Here is a 16,633-nt window from a genome sequence, read left to right on the forward strand (position 1 = left end):
AACCTAATACTTGTTTTTACCGGATATAGACATGAGGTGCGTCGCTATGAGATTTTTCATCTTTTTTTGAGATTGTTGATGGCGACACACCCTACAAGTATTATGGTAAGTGGCTCGCGCCGGACACGGCAATGCCGTTTCCCTACAAATATTATCAATTCAACGCGGGGGCTGCGCCTTCTACTGGCCTCACAATTGCGGGTTTATTCGTAGATTTTGGCTGAAAAAGTGCCTTCAGTGCCTTGTCGAGATTCTCCGCCATCACAATTCTATTTTCGTAGGCAACAATCACTCTAATTAAAGTTGGCAAACTATTGCGTTCAGCCTCCAAATAAAGAGGTTCCACGTACAGCAAAGATTGTTCGATCGGAATTACTAATAAATTGCCTTGAATCGCCTTTGACCCCTGCCGATTCCACAGAGATATTTGTTCGGAAATCACCGGATCTTGGTTGATTAAAGCTTCTATCTGTTCCGGGCCGTAAACTAATCGCTGTTTGGGGAATTGATACAATAGCAATTTACCATAATCATCATCATCCGATCGCCCTGCAATCCAAGCAATTAAATTATTACGACTGACTGGCGTAAATGGCAATAGCAAAATAAACTCTTCTGATGTTTCTGTCGGTAGTTTTGTAATCAAATAATACGGTTCTACGGGCTGCTGTTTGCCACCATAAATCTCATTAGGAACGCGCCACAAATCCTCCCGATTGTAAACAAATCTACGGGATATCTAATATGTTTGCGGAGTGCCGGAGGCATTTTGTCCAGGGGTTTGAAGAGTCCGGGAAAGATAGCCATCCAACTCTTAATAATCGGATCGGAAGGATTGCTAACGTAGAAGTTGACAGAGCCGTTGTAGGCGTCAATGACGACTTTTACCGGGTTGCGGATGTAGTTAAATTCATTGCTTCCTGGATCTGAATAAGGGTAGCGATCGCTCGCTGTATAGCCATCGATAATCCAGTAAAGATAGTTGGGAGATTTATCGTTTACCGAGGGTGAAGGTTTAATCTTGTTGCCAATTTTATCCGGTTTTTTTTCGATTTCGCCTTTGCTGAGATTGGCGTTTGCTACTACCAAATACGGGTCGGAATCGTAGCGCAAAAAAGGAGCAATCGCCCGGACTCTTTTGTTAATATTGCGGCGATAAAGTAACTTAGTTTCGGGTGTGAAATTGCGGGTTAGCGCCATTTGCCAATTTTTGAGATAACTCGCAAACAGCAAGCGCTTCCATAGAGAGTCGATCGCAATTCCGCCCGTACCGCTGTAGGTATTGTAAACATTGTCTTGGCCGCTGGGATAGTCGAATTCCTTGACTTTTGTCGGTGCGATGGCGTCTGTATCGGTGACTTCGCCGTAGTAAATGCGCGGATAGCCGATCGGGATACTGGCCCGAATGCTATCTTTAGTGACATCTAAAACAGTATCTCCTGTCTGGGCTGTCACCCCAATATCCTTGACAAAATAATCGGGTAAACCGCCGGCACCGACTGTGTTTACGGGAGATAGAGTAAAGCCGTAACCGTGAGTGTACACGAGGTGTTCGTTTACCCAAGTTTGAGCTTCCGGCGCCACCGCTGTGTAATCTAATTCCCGCGCCGCCAGAATTACTTGCTGGCTTTCCACATCTCCCTTTTTTGCTGTGGCGTTTTTGATTGTGTAGCGATCGATATCAGCATCAGGAAATGTATAATAAGGTCGAATTTGCTGTAACTGTCGGTTGGCTTGCAGCAGTGGCTGTTTGTCCCACAGCCGGATGTTGCTAATAGTAAGTTGATTTTTTTCTAAGTCTTGATATGTAAGTTTTCCGCCTGGATCGAAGGTTTTGATTTCAATTTTCTTGAGGTCAAAAGCTTGTTGAGTAAAGGCAATGCTGCGCTGGATGTAGGGCTGTTCGCGGGCTAGTTCGTTGGGTTTGACTATCAGTTGCTGCACGATTTTTGGCAGCAGCAAACCTAGAGATATACTTAAAGTTAAAAATGCTAAGATGATTTTTTTTAAGTTATTATTGTTGATGTTTAATTGGAAAACAGGCCAAAGCATGAAAAGTGCGATCGCCCCAGCCACCACACTCAAAAAGCCATAGACGGGAAGCCGCACCGTCACGTCAGCGTAACCAGCCCCGTAGGTAACGTCTCCGCGCGAGTACAGCAAGGTGTAACAGCCCAGCCAGTACCGGAGCGAGATGGCTACCATGCAAGCTGCTCCCAAGCCGTACAAGTGCCGCTGTTGCGATCGCGAAAACCCCAAAAATATCCCTTGACTCAGGCTGTTTCCAGACAGCAAATAGGTTAAAGTGCAAGATACTAAACCGTACACAGATACAACAGTCAGCCCGAAACTTAGTAATTCTAAGATGGGCAAGATAAATACATAAAAGCTAATATCTTGATTAAAAATCGGGTCGGTGATGTTAAAATTAGTAGGGTGGAAATAGTGTAAAAGTTTAGTCCAGCGACTAGCGGCAATTATCCCGATCGCCAAACTGAGCAAAAGAGCGATCGCCCGCAACCAAAAATCCGGCTTAATTGCTACAGCGAACATCATCCCCAGCAGCAAGCCCAACTGCCACCAATCAGACGATAGCTGCACCACGCCAACCTGGATTGACTGAAATCCGAAGTGAATTGGCGGCGCAGACAAACCCCCGACTATCCTAAAATCGCCGATGCTACCGGCGGCTAAGAGCCCGCAGTGAATTACTGTTAAACTTGCGATCGCACTTAATCCAAATATCGCCAACAACAGCCAGGGAAACGCAATTTGAGATTTAGCAGCAGGTGATTGATGATTTTTCTTCGTGTTTTTGCCACTTGCGGGCGCGATTAACTGCCTAAAAACAGGTGATTTAATGTTTTCGGTGGGAAGTTGCAGGCGGCGGGCTAGGGCTAAATTTCCGAAGAAGAAGGCGGAAGATACCAAAAGTGCGATCGCGCCCAGCAACCCTTGAGTTTTCAGTTTTAACAGCAAAACCTGAAGATATCCAACTTCCTCAAACCACAGCATTTCTGCCACAATCCGCGAGGAAAACTCAAAAACTAACCACAGCCCTACAAGCAATAGAATTAATTGATGAATTCGCTTAATAGTCATTAGTTGTTAGTTGTTAGTTGTTAGTTGTTAGTTGTTAGTTGTTAGTTGTTAGTTGTTAGTTGTTAGTTGTTAGTTGTTAGTTGTTAGTTGTTAGTTGTTTGTTAAACTGGTTCCCAGGCTCTGCCAGGGAACCGATATCGAGAGGCTCTGCCTCATCCAAAAATGGAGGCAGAACCTCCGAATCTGCGTTACCAAGCTCCAGCCTGGTAACAAGTAATATTTTTTGCGGTTACATCTCACATCTTGCCGCATTCTCAATAACAGGCAAGATGCCTGTTCCACAAAAAATAAATTTTCTTGTGGGATGGGCATCCTGCCCGTCCGTGAAAGGCTAGTTAAGAATGGTGCAAGATATCAGTTACATCGGAATTATACAGTGCTGTCCCCGCTCGCGCGACTCGCCAGCAGGGACAGCAATGCACAAAATGATCGTTCCAATGCAAACAGAAAGGATATAAAACCCTAAATTTGAGTTAAGAAACCCCATTACTTAATGAGCAAATGGGTAAGTCCTAATTACATTAAAAGCTGATGCAAAACATCACCAATGACAACTGTCAACTGTCAACTGTCAACTGTCAACTGTTAACTGTACTGCTGATTTACATCAACATCCAAATTAAACAGAGTTTGCAAAGTGTGCATCGCTTGTCGGCGCGCCTCAATATCCTGCTGCGCCCGCAACTGCACCATCGGATCGTGCAAAATCTTATTCACAATCCCTCTTGTTAAAGATTCAATCACATCTTGATGTTTCTCCGAAAACTCGGAACCCAGACGCGATAAAGCTTTTTCTAACTCTTGTTCTCGAATTAATTCGATCTTATCCCGCAAACAGCTAATGGTAGGAACAGTTTCTAGACTGCGCCACCAGACATCAAAAGCCTCGACTTCCTGTTCCAGCAAGCCCTCAGCTTCCATTGCCATTTTGCGGCGGCTTTCGTGATTTTGAGCTACCACTGCTTTCAAATCGTCCACATTAAACGACTTCACGTTAGCCAATTCCTTAGCATCCGAGTCAACGTTGCGCGGCACAGAAATGTCCACCAACATCAAAGGGCGATCGGGTTTTAAGACAGCTTCTAATTTAGCTTTATTTAACAGCGGATCTGTAGCGGCTGTACTGGTAAACACCAAGTCAGAATCCGCAATTACCTGCATCATGTCCGAGAGCAAATGCAAGTGCAATGTAGCATCTTTAAACAAACCCGCCAATTCCTCAGCGCCTCGCATCGATCGATTGACGATCGCAATATGACTCGCTCCTTTCGACAGCAAATGCTGCACCAACAAGCGCGACATCTTCCCAGCACCGATAATTGCAATCCGGCTAGTTGCTAAATGCTGACCTTTTAATTGAGCTAATTCCGCCGCCGCTGAACTAATCGAAACCGCACCGGTACCAATGCTAGTTTCCGTGCGAACACGCTTCCCGGCTGTCAGAGCTTGCTTAAACAAACGTTCTAAAATTCTGCCAACACCTTTGTACTGCTGGGCGAGTTTGTGAGTTTGTTTCACCTGAGCCAAAATTTGTCCTTCTCCGAGCACCAAACTGTCGAGGCCCGCAGACACTCGCATCAAGTGCATCACCGCATCTTCGTGCAGCAAAATGAACAGGTGAGGGCGCAAAGACTGCAAAGGAAGTTTACTGCATTCCGAAAGGAACTGCATCACTTCTCGCACTCCCGGCTCTGACTCTGTGGTAACGATATAAATTTCTAAACGGTTGCAAGTGCTGAGGATTGCAACTTCTTGAATGTGGGGGTAGCCGCGCAATTGGGCGATCGCCGCTTCAATCTTTTGTTCTGGAATGCTGAGTTTTTCCCGAACTTCAACCGGCGCTGTTTTGTGGCTGAGACCTACGACTGCAATATTCATATCTGTCATTTGTCACTATTTATTTCTTAGTTATCTACAGTCACCTGTGATTAACTCTTAGTTTATCGCTAATTGTTAATCACTGGTGACTGTCAACGGTTAATAGTCAAAAATTAACATTTAAAATTTAACTGTTAACCGCTAACTAATGATTATTTCAATTGCAGAGATTTAGGCTGGTCAAACATATGGATTGTATCCACAAACCGAGCAGTCTTCGACTGAGAAGAAATAATCAAACTTTCAGTACGAGCGCCGCCACCAAAGAAGCGAACTCCTTCCATCAGCGTTCCGGGAGTAATTCCGCAAGCCGCAAACAGAACTGTTTCTCCAGATGCCAATTCTTCAGCATTGTAGATCTTGTCTGGATCTGTGATGCCCATTGATGTAAGTCGAGCGATATTGCTCTCTTTACTTTCACCGATCAAACCAGTTTTTACAACAGCCGGATCGTAAATTAACTGTCCTTGGAAGTGACCGCCCAAACAGCGCATGGCTGCTGCGGAAATCACACCTTCAGGTGCAGCACCAATACCCATCAGGGCGTGGATGTTGGAACCAGAAAACGCACAAGAAATCGCAGCAGAAACGTCGCCGTCGCTGATCAGTCGAACTCTTGCACCAGCTTGGCGAATTTCATTAATTAAATCTTTGTGACGAGGGCGATCCATCACCACAACCACCAAATCTTCAACACTACGGCCGAGACAATCAGAGATAATTTTGAGGTTTTCGGTTGGTGTCTTGCGAATATCTACATGATTTCTGGCAGCCGCAGGAGCAGCCAATTTGTTCATGTAGAAATCGGGAGCAGCAAACAAACCGCCTTTTTCAGAGATTGCCAAAACAGCCATCGAACCGTTTTGACCGTAAGCAACCAGGTTAGTACCTTCGCAAGGGTCAACAGCGATATCAATTTCGATCAATTCATCTATGTTGCAGACATCTTTAGCATCTTCACGAGTACAAATACCCACTTGTTCGCCGATGTAAAGCATGGGTGCGTCATCGCGTTCGCCTTCACCGATCACGATGCGGCCGCGCATATGAATTTTGTTCATCCGCTCGCGCATTGCTTCTACAGCCACTCTGTCGGCTTCATCTTTCTCGCCTTTGCCCATCAATCGAGCGGAGGCGATGGCTGCCTGCTCAACTACTTCGATAATCTCTAAACCGATTGCATTATCCACGAACTATATACTCCCAACTAAGTCTTGCGTGCCTTGTGCTTTTTGCACTCCCAGCCATCAAGTTTATCAGAGGCGGGGATCTGTGCGAGCGCAAGCAGTTGGTTTGTTTGTGTTAACTTTTACTTCTTTGAGACTGGGGCTGATAAATTGGGCAAAATAAGCTGAAGGCTCGATCGCCCGAATGCTTGACTCTTGCGATGGCGATCGTCTTACACAGGCGGGCCCGATCGTCCAAGAGCGGACTCTCGGAGGCGGAGGCGATCCCAGGCGTAAGTTGCGATAGTCATGGTAAATCAGGCGTCCCACAATCGAGATACACTCTAAGTGTATGAGCTGGGAGCAAGAAAAAATGATGATGAAAGCCCAAGATATTATGACAAAGGAAGTTGTCACCATTCGTGGTTCGGCAACGGTAGCTGAAGCAGTGGCGATGATGAACGAACTGTGTCTGCGCGCGCTAATTGTGGAACGCCGCCACGAACAAGACGCCTATGGCATAGTCACAGAAACGGATATTGTTTACAAAGTAACAGCCTACGGAGTAGACCCGCAAAAAGTCCGCGTCTTCGAGATTATGACCAAACCGTGCATCACGGTGAATCCCGACTTGGGCGTGGAATATGTGGCGAGGTTGTTCGCCAATACCCGCATCCGTCGAGCTCCGGTGATTAAGGACAAACTGCTGGGCATTATTTCGGTAACGGATATTTTGACAAAAAGTGATTTTGTTGAGAAGCCGAAGAGTGTTGTCTTTGAGGATGAAATTCAAAAGGCGATCGCCGATGCTAGAACAGTCTGTTCAGAGAAAGGTGCTACTTCTAAACAGTGCGCCGTAGCTTGGGACATCGTAGAGGAAATGCAGGCTGAGGCCGCTCACCAGCGATCGATCAAGCTTGAAAAAACGGCTTTTGACGAGTATTGCGAAGAAAATCCCGACGCGGCCGAAGCCCGGATGTACGACAGTTAATTTAGTCAGTTGACAGTTGACAGTTGACAGTTGACAGTTGACAGTTGACAGTTGACAGAAGGTAGAAAGCTGAATTTTTAATTATGCCTTCTACCATCTGCTTTCAAATACTAACGATCTCGCTGGTAAGCTTTAAAGTTTGTTTTGAAAGAGTTCAATAACCTGTTGCCACGCATCAGCAGCAGCTTCTCTGTATCCTATTATATTAGGATGGTGTGCTAAAAACGGGTACTTATCTACGAACAATCCACCAAAGAATCCATGTCCTGCATCGTATCGAAATACACGATGATTGATTTGATGTTTCTGTAATTCTGCCTCAATTTTTTGGTTTTCTTCCTGTGAAACCAATGTATCCTTCGTACCAAAAAATGTATAAATCGTGCCTTTGATTGCCGATGTGCGATCGATAGTTGGAGTATATTCTCCATAGCTAGAAGTTGTAATCCCCCCGCCATAAAACGAAGCAGTTGCTTTGATATCCTGTAAGGTTGCAGCCATATAAGCAATATGACCACCAAAGCAAAAACCAATGCAGCCAATAGAATCAGCTTTAACGTTGGGTAATGTGTTTAGATAGGCAATAGTTGCTTGAATATCGCTGAATATTTCCCAATATTTGACTTGTTGATAGTATTGCAACCCCAATTGGTAAGCTTCTGGACTATAACCAATATCTGGTTCGCTAAACCCAAATTCAAAACCGGGAGCAATACGTTGATACATCGCAGGTGCAATTGCTATATATCCTTGTTGTGCTATCAATTCGGTAATATCCCGAATATTTTCATTGACACCAAAGATTTCGTGAAACACAATAACCGCAGCAAAAATTCCCTTTTCTACTGGTTGGGCTAAGTAAGCATCGATTTGTAAGTTGTTGTTAAGGATTTTGACTGTTGTGGTATTAATTTCGCTATTTTTCATTTGCTTTTTCCAGCTTCGCTCGTTCAGTTTTCTAATCCTGCTCATAGCTTAGAAAATTGGCGATTCTGAATTCTAGAAAAAAATTGCGGGATTTTGGTAGATTATTGCGATCGCCCTGACTGAAATTGTTTAGGTGTCATCCCCAGCAGGTGCTTGAAACATCGAGTCAAGTGACTTTGATCGCAAAATCCGACTCGGAAAGCAATCTCTGCGATGCTCAGTTTGCTCTCTTGCAACAGATACTTGGCTTTGTCGATGCGGCGCTGCAAGATATACTGGTGAGGTGTTATGCCCATGCTTTGCTTGAACAGGCGTAAAAAGTGATAAGGGCTGATTTGGGCGATCGCAGCAAGTTCAATTAGTTTTATCTCTTGATGAAGATGTTCGTTAATATATTCCCTCACCTGTTGCAGTTTGGGTTTAGATAATCCATCCGTATAGCTAGAAAGCCGAGGTTGTGTGGTGCAGTAATTCCGCAACAGGTGAATCGCTAATGCGGTTTTAAGACTATCAATCAGCAAATAACCGCCGATTTGTCCAAATTCTAATTCTTGTCTTAAAGCGCCGAATATCCCTTGAATCAGGATATCTTGTTCTTCCATGTAATGAGGAATGAGTTCAATGCGATCGCAATTTACCAAATCTTGACCCACTTGTTCCAGGAGTGTAGGGGCGATCGCCAAAATGGTAAACTCAGATAAAGTATTCCAATTGCAGCGCTGGGAAATACCCGCCGGAATCACCGCAATGTCTCCCTGATTCCGGGCTTCTGTTTTCAGCTTACCATCCAACCATCGTTCTCCCGATCGCTCTCCCGATACATCAAAAGCAGGACAATGGGCAATAACGTGCCATGTACCTTGATGTTCGGGCGTGTCAAACTGCGGCTGTTGATGGTGTTCGTAATAGATTTTATCCCATCCCGAACTTGTCAAGACAGCAGGCTGAGGCAACATAAAATCTGTTGCCTTTTCTTGGCTGAAATCAATCAGTTTTACCTCTGGTTCTGATGTTGTCATCTTTTATCGTTAGCGCACTGGTAGTCAGAAACCGGGTTTTTACGAGAATACTTGATGACAGTGGAGAAACTCGAAAAAACCCGGTTTCTTTAGTCGGATCCGAAAAATCTTAACTGTTTGGTTCAATCATACAAAACACGTTCAACTTATTTCCATCAAGATCCCGGAAATATCCCGCATAAAACCCCGGCAAAGCGTCTCTCGGCCCTGCTGCTCCTTCATCCTGAGCGCCAAGTGCGATCGCTTTGTTATAAACTAAGTTGACTTTTTCGGGACTGTCAACTTGAAGAGCTATCATTACTCCATTGCCAACAGTTGCTCGGTTACCATCAAATGGTTTTGTAATAGCAAGTCCTGGCATCTCTGGAGAAACGCTCCATGCGATAAATTGGTCGAATTCCATGAATCGTTGAGCGCCAATTTCAGCAAGCAAAGTATCATAAAAGTTGGCTGCACGTTCAAGATTGTTTGTGCCGATTGTAACGTATCCGATCATATTTTTTGTCCTTTCAGTGATGTTAAGATGAAGAAAAGTCTTTAAGAATATCACAACTGAGTTTAACTGTAATACTCCTCGACTTCTTAGTCTGCGGAGGCGGACTTCCTGTGTGTAGACGCGGTTTCACACCGCCGAGTTATAAGGGGATAGCTTGAATGCACTCAGGACTGTCTTTAGTTGGACTGTTGACGATCGCACTTACGGCATTTGCTATCATTGCTGCTGGATCGTAGGGCTTTAACAGTGGCAAAACTTCCTGAGCCTTGTCAACAGAAGGATCGAGCCATTGTTCCCAATCGCTTGCGGGGAGAATCACCGGCATTCGATCGTGCACGGGTTGCACTGTTTCGTTAGCAGCAGTAGTAATTATACTGCAAGATACAATGTTTTCTGCTTCGGCAGATTCCCAATTTTCCCACAAACCGGCAAACGCAAAAGGTTCGCTGTTTGTCATTGTAAAATAGTAAGGCTGTTTTTTCTTGCCCTGCGGTTGCCATTCGTAGAAGCCGTCAGCGATTATCAAACACCGCCTGTGCTTGATGGCGCTGCGAAAAGCAGGTTTTTCTGCTACTGTTTCCGATCGGGCATTAATCGTATGGCTGGCGATTTTCATATCTTTTGCCCAACTGGGAATCAAACCCCAGCGCATAAATTGAAACTGTCGCTGATTTTTTTCGGGAGAAACTGTGACGGTAGCAATTGATTGACTTGGGGCGATGTTGTATCGCGGTTTGATGTCGGGAATTTCCGAGAGTTTGAAGAATTCGGCGATGATTTTAGCTGGAGTATTTAACGTGAATCTGCCGCACATAATTTATAGTTGGTATTAACAAGAAAGTAGATTGCGATTTACCGTTGGGTGGGGGCGGGTTTTTGAGATTATTCGTATTAGGCCGAGATTGTTGGCGAACCCGCCCCTAGGAGACACTGCTAAATTGTGGAACATTTGCAGACAACCATTCGGCGCGCAACTTGTCAATAGCTAATTCTTTGAATTTAGCTTCTACTTCAATCCAAGGAGCATCATAATAGCAATTGGGCATATCTACAATCAAGTCGCTGTGGCGCGGATCTGCAAAAAATTCTTTGCCATTTGATATGTGGACTAATTGCCATTCAGGAACAGGCCAAGAAGTGCGGGCTGCTGCGAGCATTTCGGCAACGTTTGGATCGTTGTAACTTTCTAAATGTTCGTGAATGACGTGGTGGTGCGCGTCAAAAACCATTGCTACGCCTGTATCGAGACAAACGTCTAACAATTCCGACGAACTGTAGGCGTATTCGTCATTTTCAAAGGTTAAGCGCGATCGAATAGATTCGGGTAAGTCGCGGATGACTGATTTGAGTTGCGAAGTGCGATCGCCCTTACCGCCGTGAATGTTCATCAGTGCCCAGGGCGATCGGGGCTGTTGCAACATATCCATAATTAAAGCATGAGTCGCCAGAATTTTAATGCTGTTTTTCACAACATCCGGCTTGTCGGAACTGAGGACAACAAATTGATCGGGGTGGAACACCAAACGGATATTGAGGTCAATTGCCCGATCGCCAACTCTTCGCAATTCCTCATTCATCGAATCTAAAACTGTTTCCCCCAAATCTATATCTGCAAAAGGGAAGAGTGCAGAAGTCATGCGATACAATTTAATCCCATTGGCGTAGCAGAAATCAAGCGCTTTGTCAAGTCTTTTTAAGTTATCTGCATACAACTCGCGCAATACTTTTTCTTGTTCTATTTCTGTAAGTTGCAACAGCCGCTTCCGCGTGACTGTGCGGAAACGAACTGCATCGGAAGTCGTAATGCAGACCAATCCTAATTCAGGCTGTTTTTGACTTAATAACACTGGGTTAAGTTTGCTCATTTAAAATAATATCTATCTCTAATCTTACTTTAACATAGGTTTGTAGTCAGGACTAAAGTCCTGAATTTGGAGGGACTAAAGTCCCTAATACAAACCTGAATCTAACTACAGTTTCTAGTTTAGACTTAGTTGCTGCGGGCGATCGCCTATCTTAAGTCAGAGATGTGCTTAAGTACATCGCACAGCAGAAAGTGCGTATTACTCTGCCATAGATTCGAGCAGACGACCAACTACAGGGTCAATCTGCCAGTAATCCTTACCATCTTGCTTCTGATTTCCTAAATGCGAGACAAGACTGAGGAGTTCAGCCCATCTGAGAGTCTGCTTGACAACTTCAGGCGGTACATCATCAAGAACCTCAATTAATACCTCAATCGCGACTGCTTCTCCCCATTCAGCTAAAGTTCTCATCACCAGTTTTCTTTGAGGTTCGCAACCGTCAAAACCCATTGAATTAATTAATTTGTCAGATTTATTAAATTGATTCTTCAGTTGGGCCAAGGAATCTTGCCAGCAATGCGGATTAGCTTGAGCAAATTGATAGAATTCTTGCAGGAGGTTTGACCAATTCCCTGTAACTGCCGTAATCTTATTTCTAACTTCTAGTTTGCTCGGCAAATTGGCATCTTCCAACCAATGTCGCAGCGCGGCATCGTGCCAAGGTTTGAGACTTAAAAATCTCAGTTCCTTAAAGGAATCAAAACCTGTCCAATTATGAATAACTAACTGCCAAGCCTTCTGAGGATAGGCGACAAAAACAAGCTGGAGAAATGAGTCCTCTTTTTTCAATCTTTTGATTTTCTTAATTGCCTCATCAACCCAATCCTTACTCCAAGAAGTGGTGGCTGATACAACAACGAGCGTCGTGGTATCTTTCTTGCGACGGTTACTAATTTCTGTCAAACGCTGGCTGAAATCCGATCGATCTGAGAGATTTTCTAAATAGTGAACTTTGCAATCCTTCTTACTAAATGCTGCTTCCATAAAAACTCTCAAATCGTCAATTCCTGCGGCTTGGCACCCAAATATAATAGAGACACCGTACTCGCGGAGCAGAAGTTCTGATTCCTGTTTAACAGTTAAAGGACTGCGCTGGGAATCAGCTTTATTTTTAACCAAAAGAGGAGACCGAAAAGTAGCAGGTTCGTATTCATGTGGAGGTTCGCGGTGTCTCAGAAGTTCTGCTTCAATTTCTGGTTGCGTACCCATAAGCAAGGCTAAATTAGAATTTCTCAGAGTGAAGTAACCTGGATTGCTTTCTCGTAAAACTCCTAATCCTATCATTTCTTCTAGTAAAGCAAGAATTTCATCTTCCGATGACCTTCCCGCGAATCCGTCAGACCACCAATACAAGACTTGCTCGCGAATCCAAGATACAGAAAACCCATCCTCCATACCTGTTTCATTCTGCTGAGAACCATCAGCAATTGAGTAGGCAATTACTTCGTAGCGCGGATCGAGTCCCAGTGTCAACTTAAAGCGATCGCGAATATTATTGCGAAGGTCTTGACTTTGATAAGCTTCTTCTACATGGCGAGAAGTAATCACATAAGGCGGACTAATTTTAGGATCGAAAGTAGGGATATCTGGGTTAGTGATGTGCTTGAGTAGCTGCTCGCAATAAAGTTGAATCAAGCTCGGATAATAGTTAGTCTGCCACAGAATGCGCGGGATTAAATTTGGTGATTCAAAACGATAGCCAAGACTAGCCAGCGGACGTTCTACCAAAGCTGTTGCGGCTCGCATTTCACCATTATTCAGCAGAGGCCCAATGCAGATAGGCGCGCCAAAGTGAGCCAGCGGATGGTTTGCTTGTCTAGTGGTTCTCAGAACGTTGTGCAATCCGGCAAAGACCACCTTAAAACGTCGGTGAGTTTCCGTCATTAATTTTCTGAACTCATCGCAGCGCAGGAAATCCTCCTTACCATCAGCTTCCAAGAAATTATCTGCCTCATCCAACAACAGCAAAAAGCGCCGCTGATTGTCCGATTCTAGCCAACTTTTAATCCGCTGCAAGCTGCTTTCGCGGACGGAATTTCGCCGGTTGGTATCGGGAATTTTTAATTTATCCAATTCTTCGTTTAGTAGATGCCAAATCTTATCTAACAGTTGCTTGCGTCCAATTTCTTTGATATCCAAAAATAGGGCGTTCCTGCCCGCGTCGGTTGCGTGAAAAGTCCGGTGTACATATTTAAGCAAAACCGTTTTACCTAACTGGCGGCCTCCATAAATTAAACAAGAACCTTCTCGATCGATTATGGATTCCCGTTCTCGTACTCGCCCGTAAAACATCTCAGGGGGAACCTCTCCTGCTGCGGTTTTATACGGTTCTAGGAAAGTAAAGGGTAAGGTACAATCAAACAATACAGGTAGGCGTGTTTTTTGTTCTCCGCAAAGATAGAGCATCAGCACATCATCTATAACAATGAAAGTGCTCCGACGCTGCCGACATAAATCAGCCAAATCTCGGCGTCTCTTGACGGTCATTCGCCCAAAATGAAAGACGAAGACCGGCCCTCCAAGAGCAGTTTCTCCAACGGCATTGAGGAGATCCTGTTCGTTCGGTCTATCCCATACGCAAAGAATGCGGTAATGACCCTTCGCGGCTGAACCATAGGCAGACACAGGACAGCGATTTTGGTCAAATATCGGCTCAGCTTTAACGTCAATCCAGGTATTTTGTCCTGATTTTTTAAATGTAAGAGATGTTATGTTAAAACCGAGGTTGCTGAGAATTTGGCGAGCATCTTTCTCTGTGATTTCTTGCTTCCTTCCCTTGGCTGCAAACCAAGCGTCTAGCATTTCAGCGGCTTTTTTGGCTTGAGCCCCCTGCGGTATCTGGATTTTGGCGATACTTTTTCCTTTGGAAATATTGGGAATTAGCTCTTGCTTTTTTTGTCGATCGCGATCGCACTCCTCAAGCACTTTTTCGATCGCAGCATACTTATGCTCGAAGAAGTCTTTAAAAGCATCTCTCTTTTCCTCTGGTTCAGGAAGCGATCGCCGCTCTTGCAGCATAGATATATATTCCTTAGCCGTCAGGATATCGCCTTGCTCCAATACACTGCAAATTCTGGTATAATCAGCCTGATTTTCAACTTTTTTTCCTTGCTTATTTTCAGAATTTGGCAGCTCAATCTGAGTTGTGGTTGGCGGTTCTGTTGGTGGAATATCTGGGATATATTCAGGGGTTGGCTGCGCGATCGCCTCCTCTGTCAATACCGAGTTCAACTCTGCTACTGGTGGTTGTTCGACAACAGGAACAGTTTCAGATTCCGGCTCATCAACTAAGGAAGTTTCGTCTAAGTTATTGTTAGTAGAAACAGCAGGCAAATCTGGTATTGCTTCCGCCTGGATCATCAGTTTTCCTCTTACTGCTGCCATCGCCAGAGTTCTTCCAAATGATTCTGCTACGGCATCCTGTAAAGAAGCTAAATGCTCGTCATCTGCTTCTTCCCATTCTGAAATTAGTGTTAGAAGTTTGCAGAATGGATGATTGCCATCAGCCAAGATTTGGGTGTCGGGATGCAAGTCAGACTTGTGGGATTCGGAGATGGCGCGTTGAAGTTCGCGGGCTTTTTCCTGACATTCCAGCAATGACTGAAAATTGCTCTCTACTCGATGGGCGATCGCTAAAATTCGTTCCAGAACCCTCAAAGCAGAGTCGCGGACAAGGGCGATCGCACTTTTTTGCTTCTCGGCCAAATCCACACGCTCAAGTACAGACCTGATATCTGTTAAAGAACAAATTTCTTCAACTTTCAGCGTTGTCGATACTGCCAAATATTCAGCCACTTCTAGCACCTTGTCGCGAAGCTGAATAAACTTTTTATGGGACTCGTCAAGTTCTTGAATCAGCTTTTGAGATATAGGTATACCAGGGTTTAGCAACTTTCGACTCGCCTCTGACAGCCGTTTCTCTAATTGGGAAAAAACATCTTCTAGTGCGGTGAGTTGTTTGAGTAAGTCTGCTGAATTTTGTTTCATCGGTTTAATCGCTTTATTTAAGTCATTTTCTGTCAGTTCGGCAATGTGGAAATTATGCTCGTTCAAATTTGCATAGGTGAGATTGTTTTGACTTCCATCGGCACTTGACAGGTGAGTCTGAGCCAACTTTGTTTGTTCTATATTTGATTTTTCTATGAAATTGTTAAAAGGAATTAATGGTTCGGTCGTATTAGCTGTTTCAACTATTTTATCACGAACAGGCTCCAGTAAGAAAGTGTCGCGGCTGGGAGACAAGTTTTCTGAGATATTGAACTGTCTGGGCTGGCTCGGTTTGGCGATCGGTCTTTTTGTCTCAGTTTGATAAACTGGTGTAGGGCGAATATAATCTTTTAAAATGCTGTTGCGGTTGGGATGGCGCAATCTTAGTAAAGCCTTACCCTCAATTTGCCGAATCCGCTCGCGGGTAAGATTAAATATATTGCCGATTTCCTGTAGACTTTTCTCGCTGCCGTCATCCAATCCGAATCGCATCCGAATAATGTCACGTTGTCGAGGGGTAAGAGTATCTAAAACGCTTTCTAAATCTTCGGTAAACAATTTTTTAGATGCTTGTTCTTCTGGTGTTTCTCCATCGAATTCAATCAACTCTCCCAATGTACAGTCTTCATAATCACCCATTTTAGTATCTAAGGAAATGATAGATTTAGCCGATTGAATAACCAATCGCATTTTTACAATTGTCATCTCCATTTTAGTAGCGATTTCTTCTTCGGTAGGCTTGTGGCCGATTTCTTGAGAAAGCTGTTTGGTAGTTTTCTTAATCTTCGAGATAGTTTCATAAACGTGAACTGGTAGGCGGATAGTCCGCGATCGATCGGCAATAGCCCGCGTAATTGCCTGACGAATCCACCAATATGCGTGGGTAGAAAACCTGGTTCCCTTCGTGCAATCAAACTTTTCTACAGCCTTGATTAAACCGATATTTCCCTCCTGAATCAAGTCTAAGAAATCCAGCCCTCGATTTTGATATTTTTTAGCGATTGAGACTACCAGCCGCAAGTTAGACTCTACCATTTTGTCTTTAGCTTTTCGGCTCCCCTCTAACTCTAACTCAGCAATTTTACGAGCTAATTCAATTTCTTCGTAAGCTTTGAGCAGGGGAATTCGACAGATTTGTTGCAGGTAAACCCGAAGCGAATCTGACAGTATACGATCTTTTTTAAATTCGATGTTGTCAGGAA

General features: G+C 44.3%; 10 protein-coding genes and 2 pseudogenes. 1 reads left to right on the top strand and 11 read right to left on the bottom strand.

Annotation, left to right across the window (positions count from 1 at the left end):
- Positions 1-154: 154 nt before the first annotated feature.
- The 4 genes and pseudogenes from JGK07_RS06715 to JGK07_RS06730 all read right to left on the bottom strand — a co-directional run bounded on the left by JGK07_RS06715 (position 155) and on the right by JGK07_RS06730 (position 6,476).
- Positions 155-3,102 (bottom strand): annotated as a pseudogene (locus tag JGK07_RS06715) (UPF0182 family protein).
- A 585-nt stretch (positions 3,103-3,687) separates the two neighbouring features.
- Entirely contained in the window at positions 3,688-4,980 is a 1,293-nt protein-coding gene (locus tag JGK07_RS06720) for a glutamyl-tRNA reductase (protein WP_293224295.1), read from the bottom strand.
- Between the two features lie 152 nt (positions 4,981-5,132).
- A complete protein-coding gene (glpX, locus tag JGK07_RS06725) occupies positions 5,133-6,170 on the bottom strand; it encodes a class II fructose-bisphosphatase (RefSeq protein ID WP_293176740.1) in 1,038 nt (345 codons plus the stop codon).
- Between the two features lie 66 nt (positions 6,171-6,236).
- Complete coding sequence (locus JGK07_RS06730) at positions 6,237-6,476, bottom strand: hypothetical protein (RefSeq protein ID WP_293189110.1); 240 nt, start codon at positions 6,474-6,476, stop codon at positions 6,237-6,239.
- Between the two features lie 43 nt (positions 6,477-6,519).
- Between JGK07_RS06730 and JGK07_RS06735 the strand changes: the two genes are divergently transcribed.
- Positions 6,520-7,137, top strand: a complete 618-nt coding sequence (locus tag JGK07_RS06735; RefSeq protein WP_293176760.1) for a CP12 domain-containing protein — start codon at positions 6,520-6,522, stop codon at positions 7,135-7,137.
- A gap of 132 nt (positions 7,138-7,269) precedes the next feature.
- On the opposite strand, the gene JGK07_RS06740 is transcribed toward JGK07_RS06735, so the two are convergent.
- From JGK07_RS06740 to JGK07_RS06770, 7 genes and pseudogenes are all read right to left on the bottom strand, one after another.
- Entirely contained in the window at positions 7,270-8,064 is a 795-nt protein-coding gene (locus JGK07_RS06740; protein WP_363319244.1) for a dienelactone hydrolase family protein, read from the bottom strand.
- Between the two features lie 101 nt (positions 8,065-8,165).
- Positions 8,166-9,083, bottom strand: coding sequence for an AraC family transcriptional regulator (locus JGK07_RS06745; protein WP_293176734.1), 918 nt, complete (start codon positions 9,081-9,083; stop codon positions 8,166-8,168).
- Positions 9,084-9,192: 109 nt separating this feature from the next.
- The gene (locus JGK07_RS06750; protein ID WP_293189112.1) at positions 9,193-9,579 is read right to left on the bottom strand and encodes a VOC family protein; all 387 of its coding nucleotides are present in this window, start codon (positions 9,577-9,579) and stop codon (positions 9,193-9,195) included.
- Positions 9,580-9,718: 139 nt separating this feature from the next.
- Positions 9,719-10,393: an SOS response-associated peptidase gene (locus JGK07_RS06755; protein WP_293176730.1), complete on the bottom strand. Its 675-nt coding sequence runs from the start codon at positions 10,391-10,393 to the stop codon at positions 9,719-9,721.
- Between the two features lie 106 nt (positions 10,394-10,499).
- A complete protein-coding gene (gene uvsE / locus JGK07_RS06760) occupies positions 10,500-11,444 on the bottom strand; it encodes a UV DNA damage repair endonuclease UvsE (protein WP_293176728.1) in 945 nt (314 codons plus the stop codon).
- 198 nt (positions 11,445-11,642) lie between these two features.
- Positions 11,643-15,431, bottom strand: coding sequence for an AAA family ATPase (locus JGK07_RS33125; RefSeq protein ID WP_363319246.1), 3,789 nt, complete (start codon positions 15,429-15,431; stop codon positions 11,643-11,645).
- A gap of 336 nt (positions 15,432-15,767) precedes the next feature.
- A pseudogene (locus JGK07_RS06770) lies at positions 15,768-16,592 on the bottom strand (sigma-70 family RNA polymerase sigma factor); the annotation flags it as partial.
- Positions 16,593-16,633: the final 41 nt, after the last annotated feature.

This window comes from Microcoleus sp. PH2017_24_DOB_U_A (assembly GCF_020738205.1).
Classification (GTDB): domain Bacteria; phylum Cyanobacteriota; class Cyanobacteriia; order Cyanobacteriales; family Microcoleaceae; genus Microcoleus.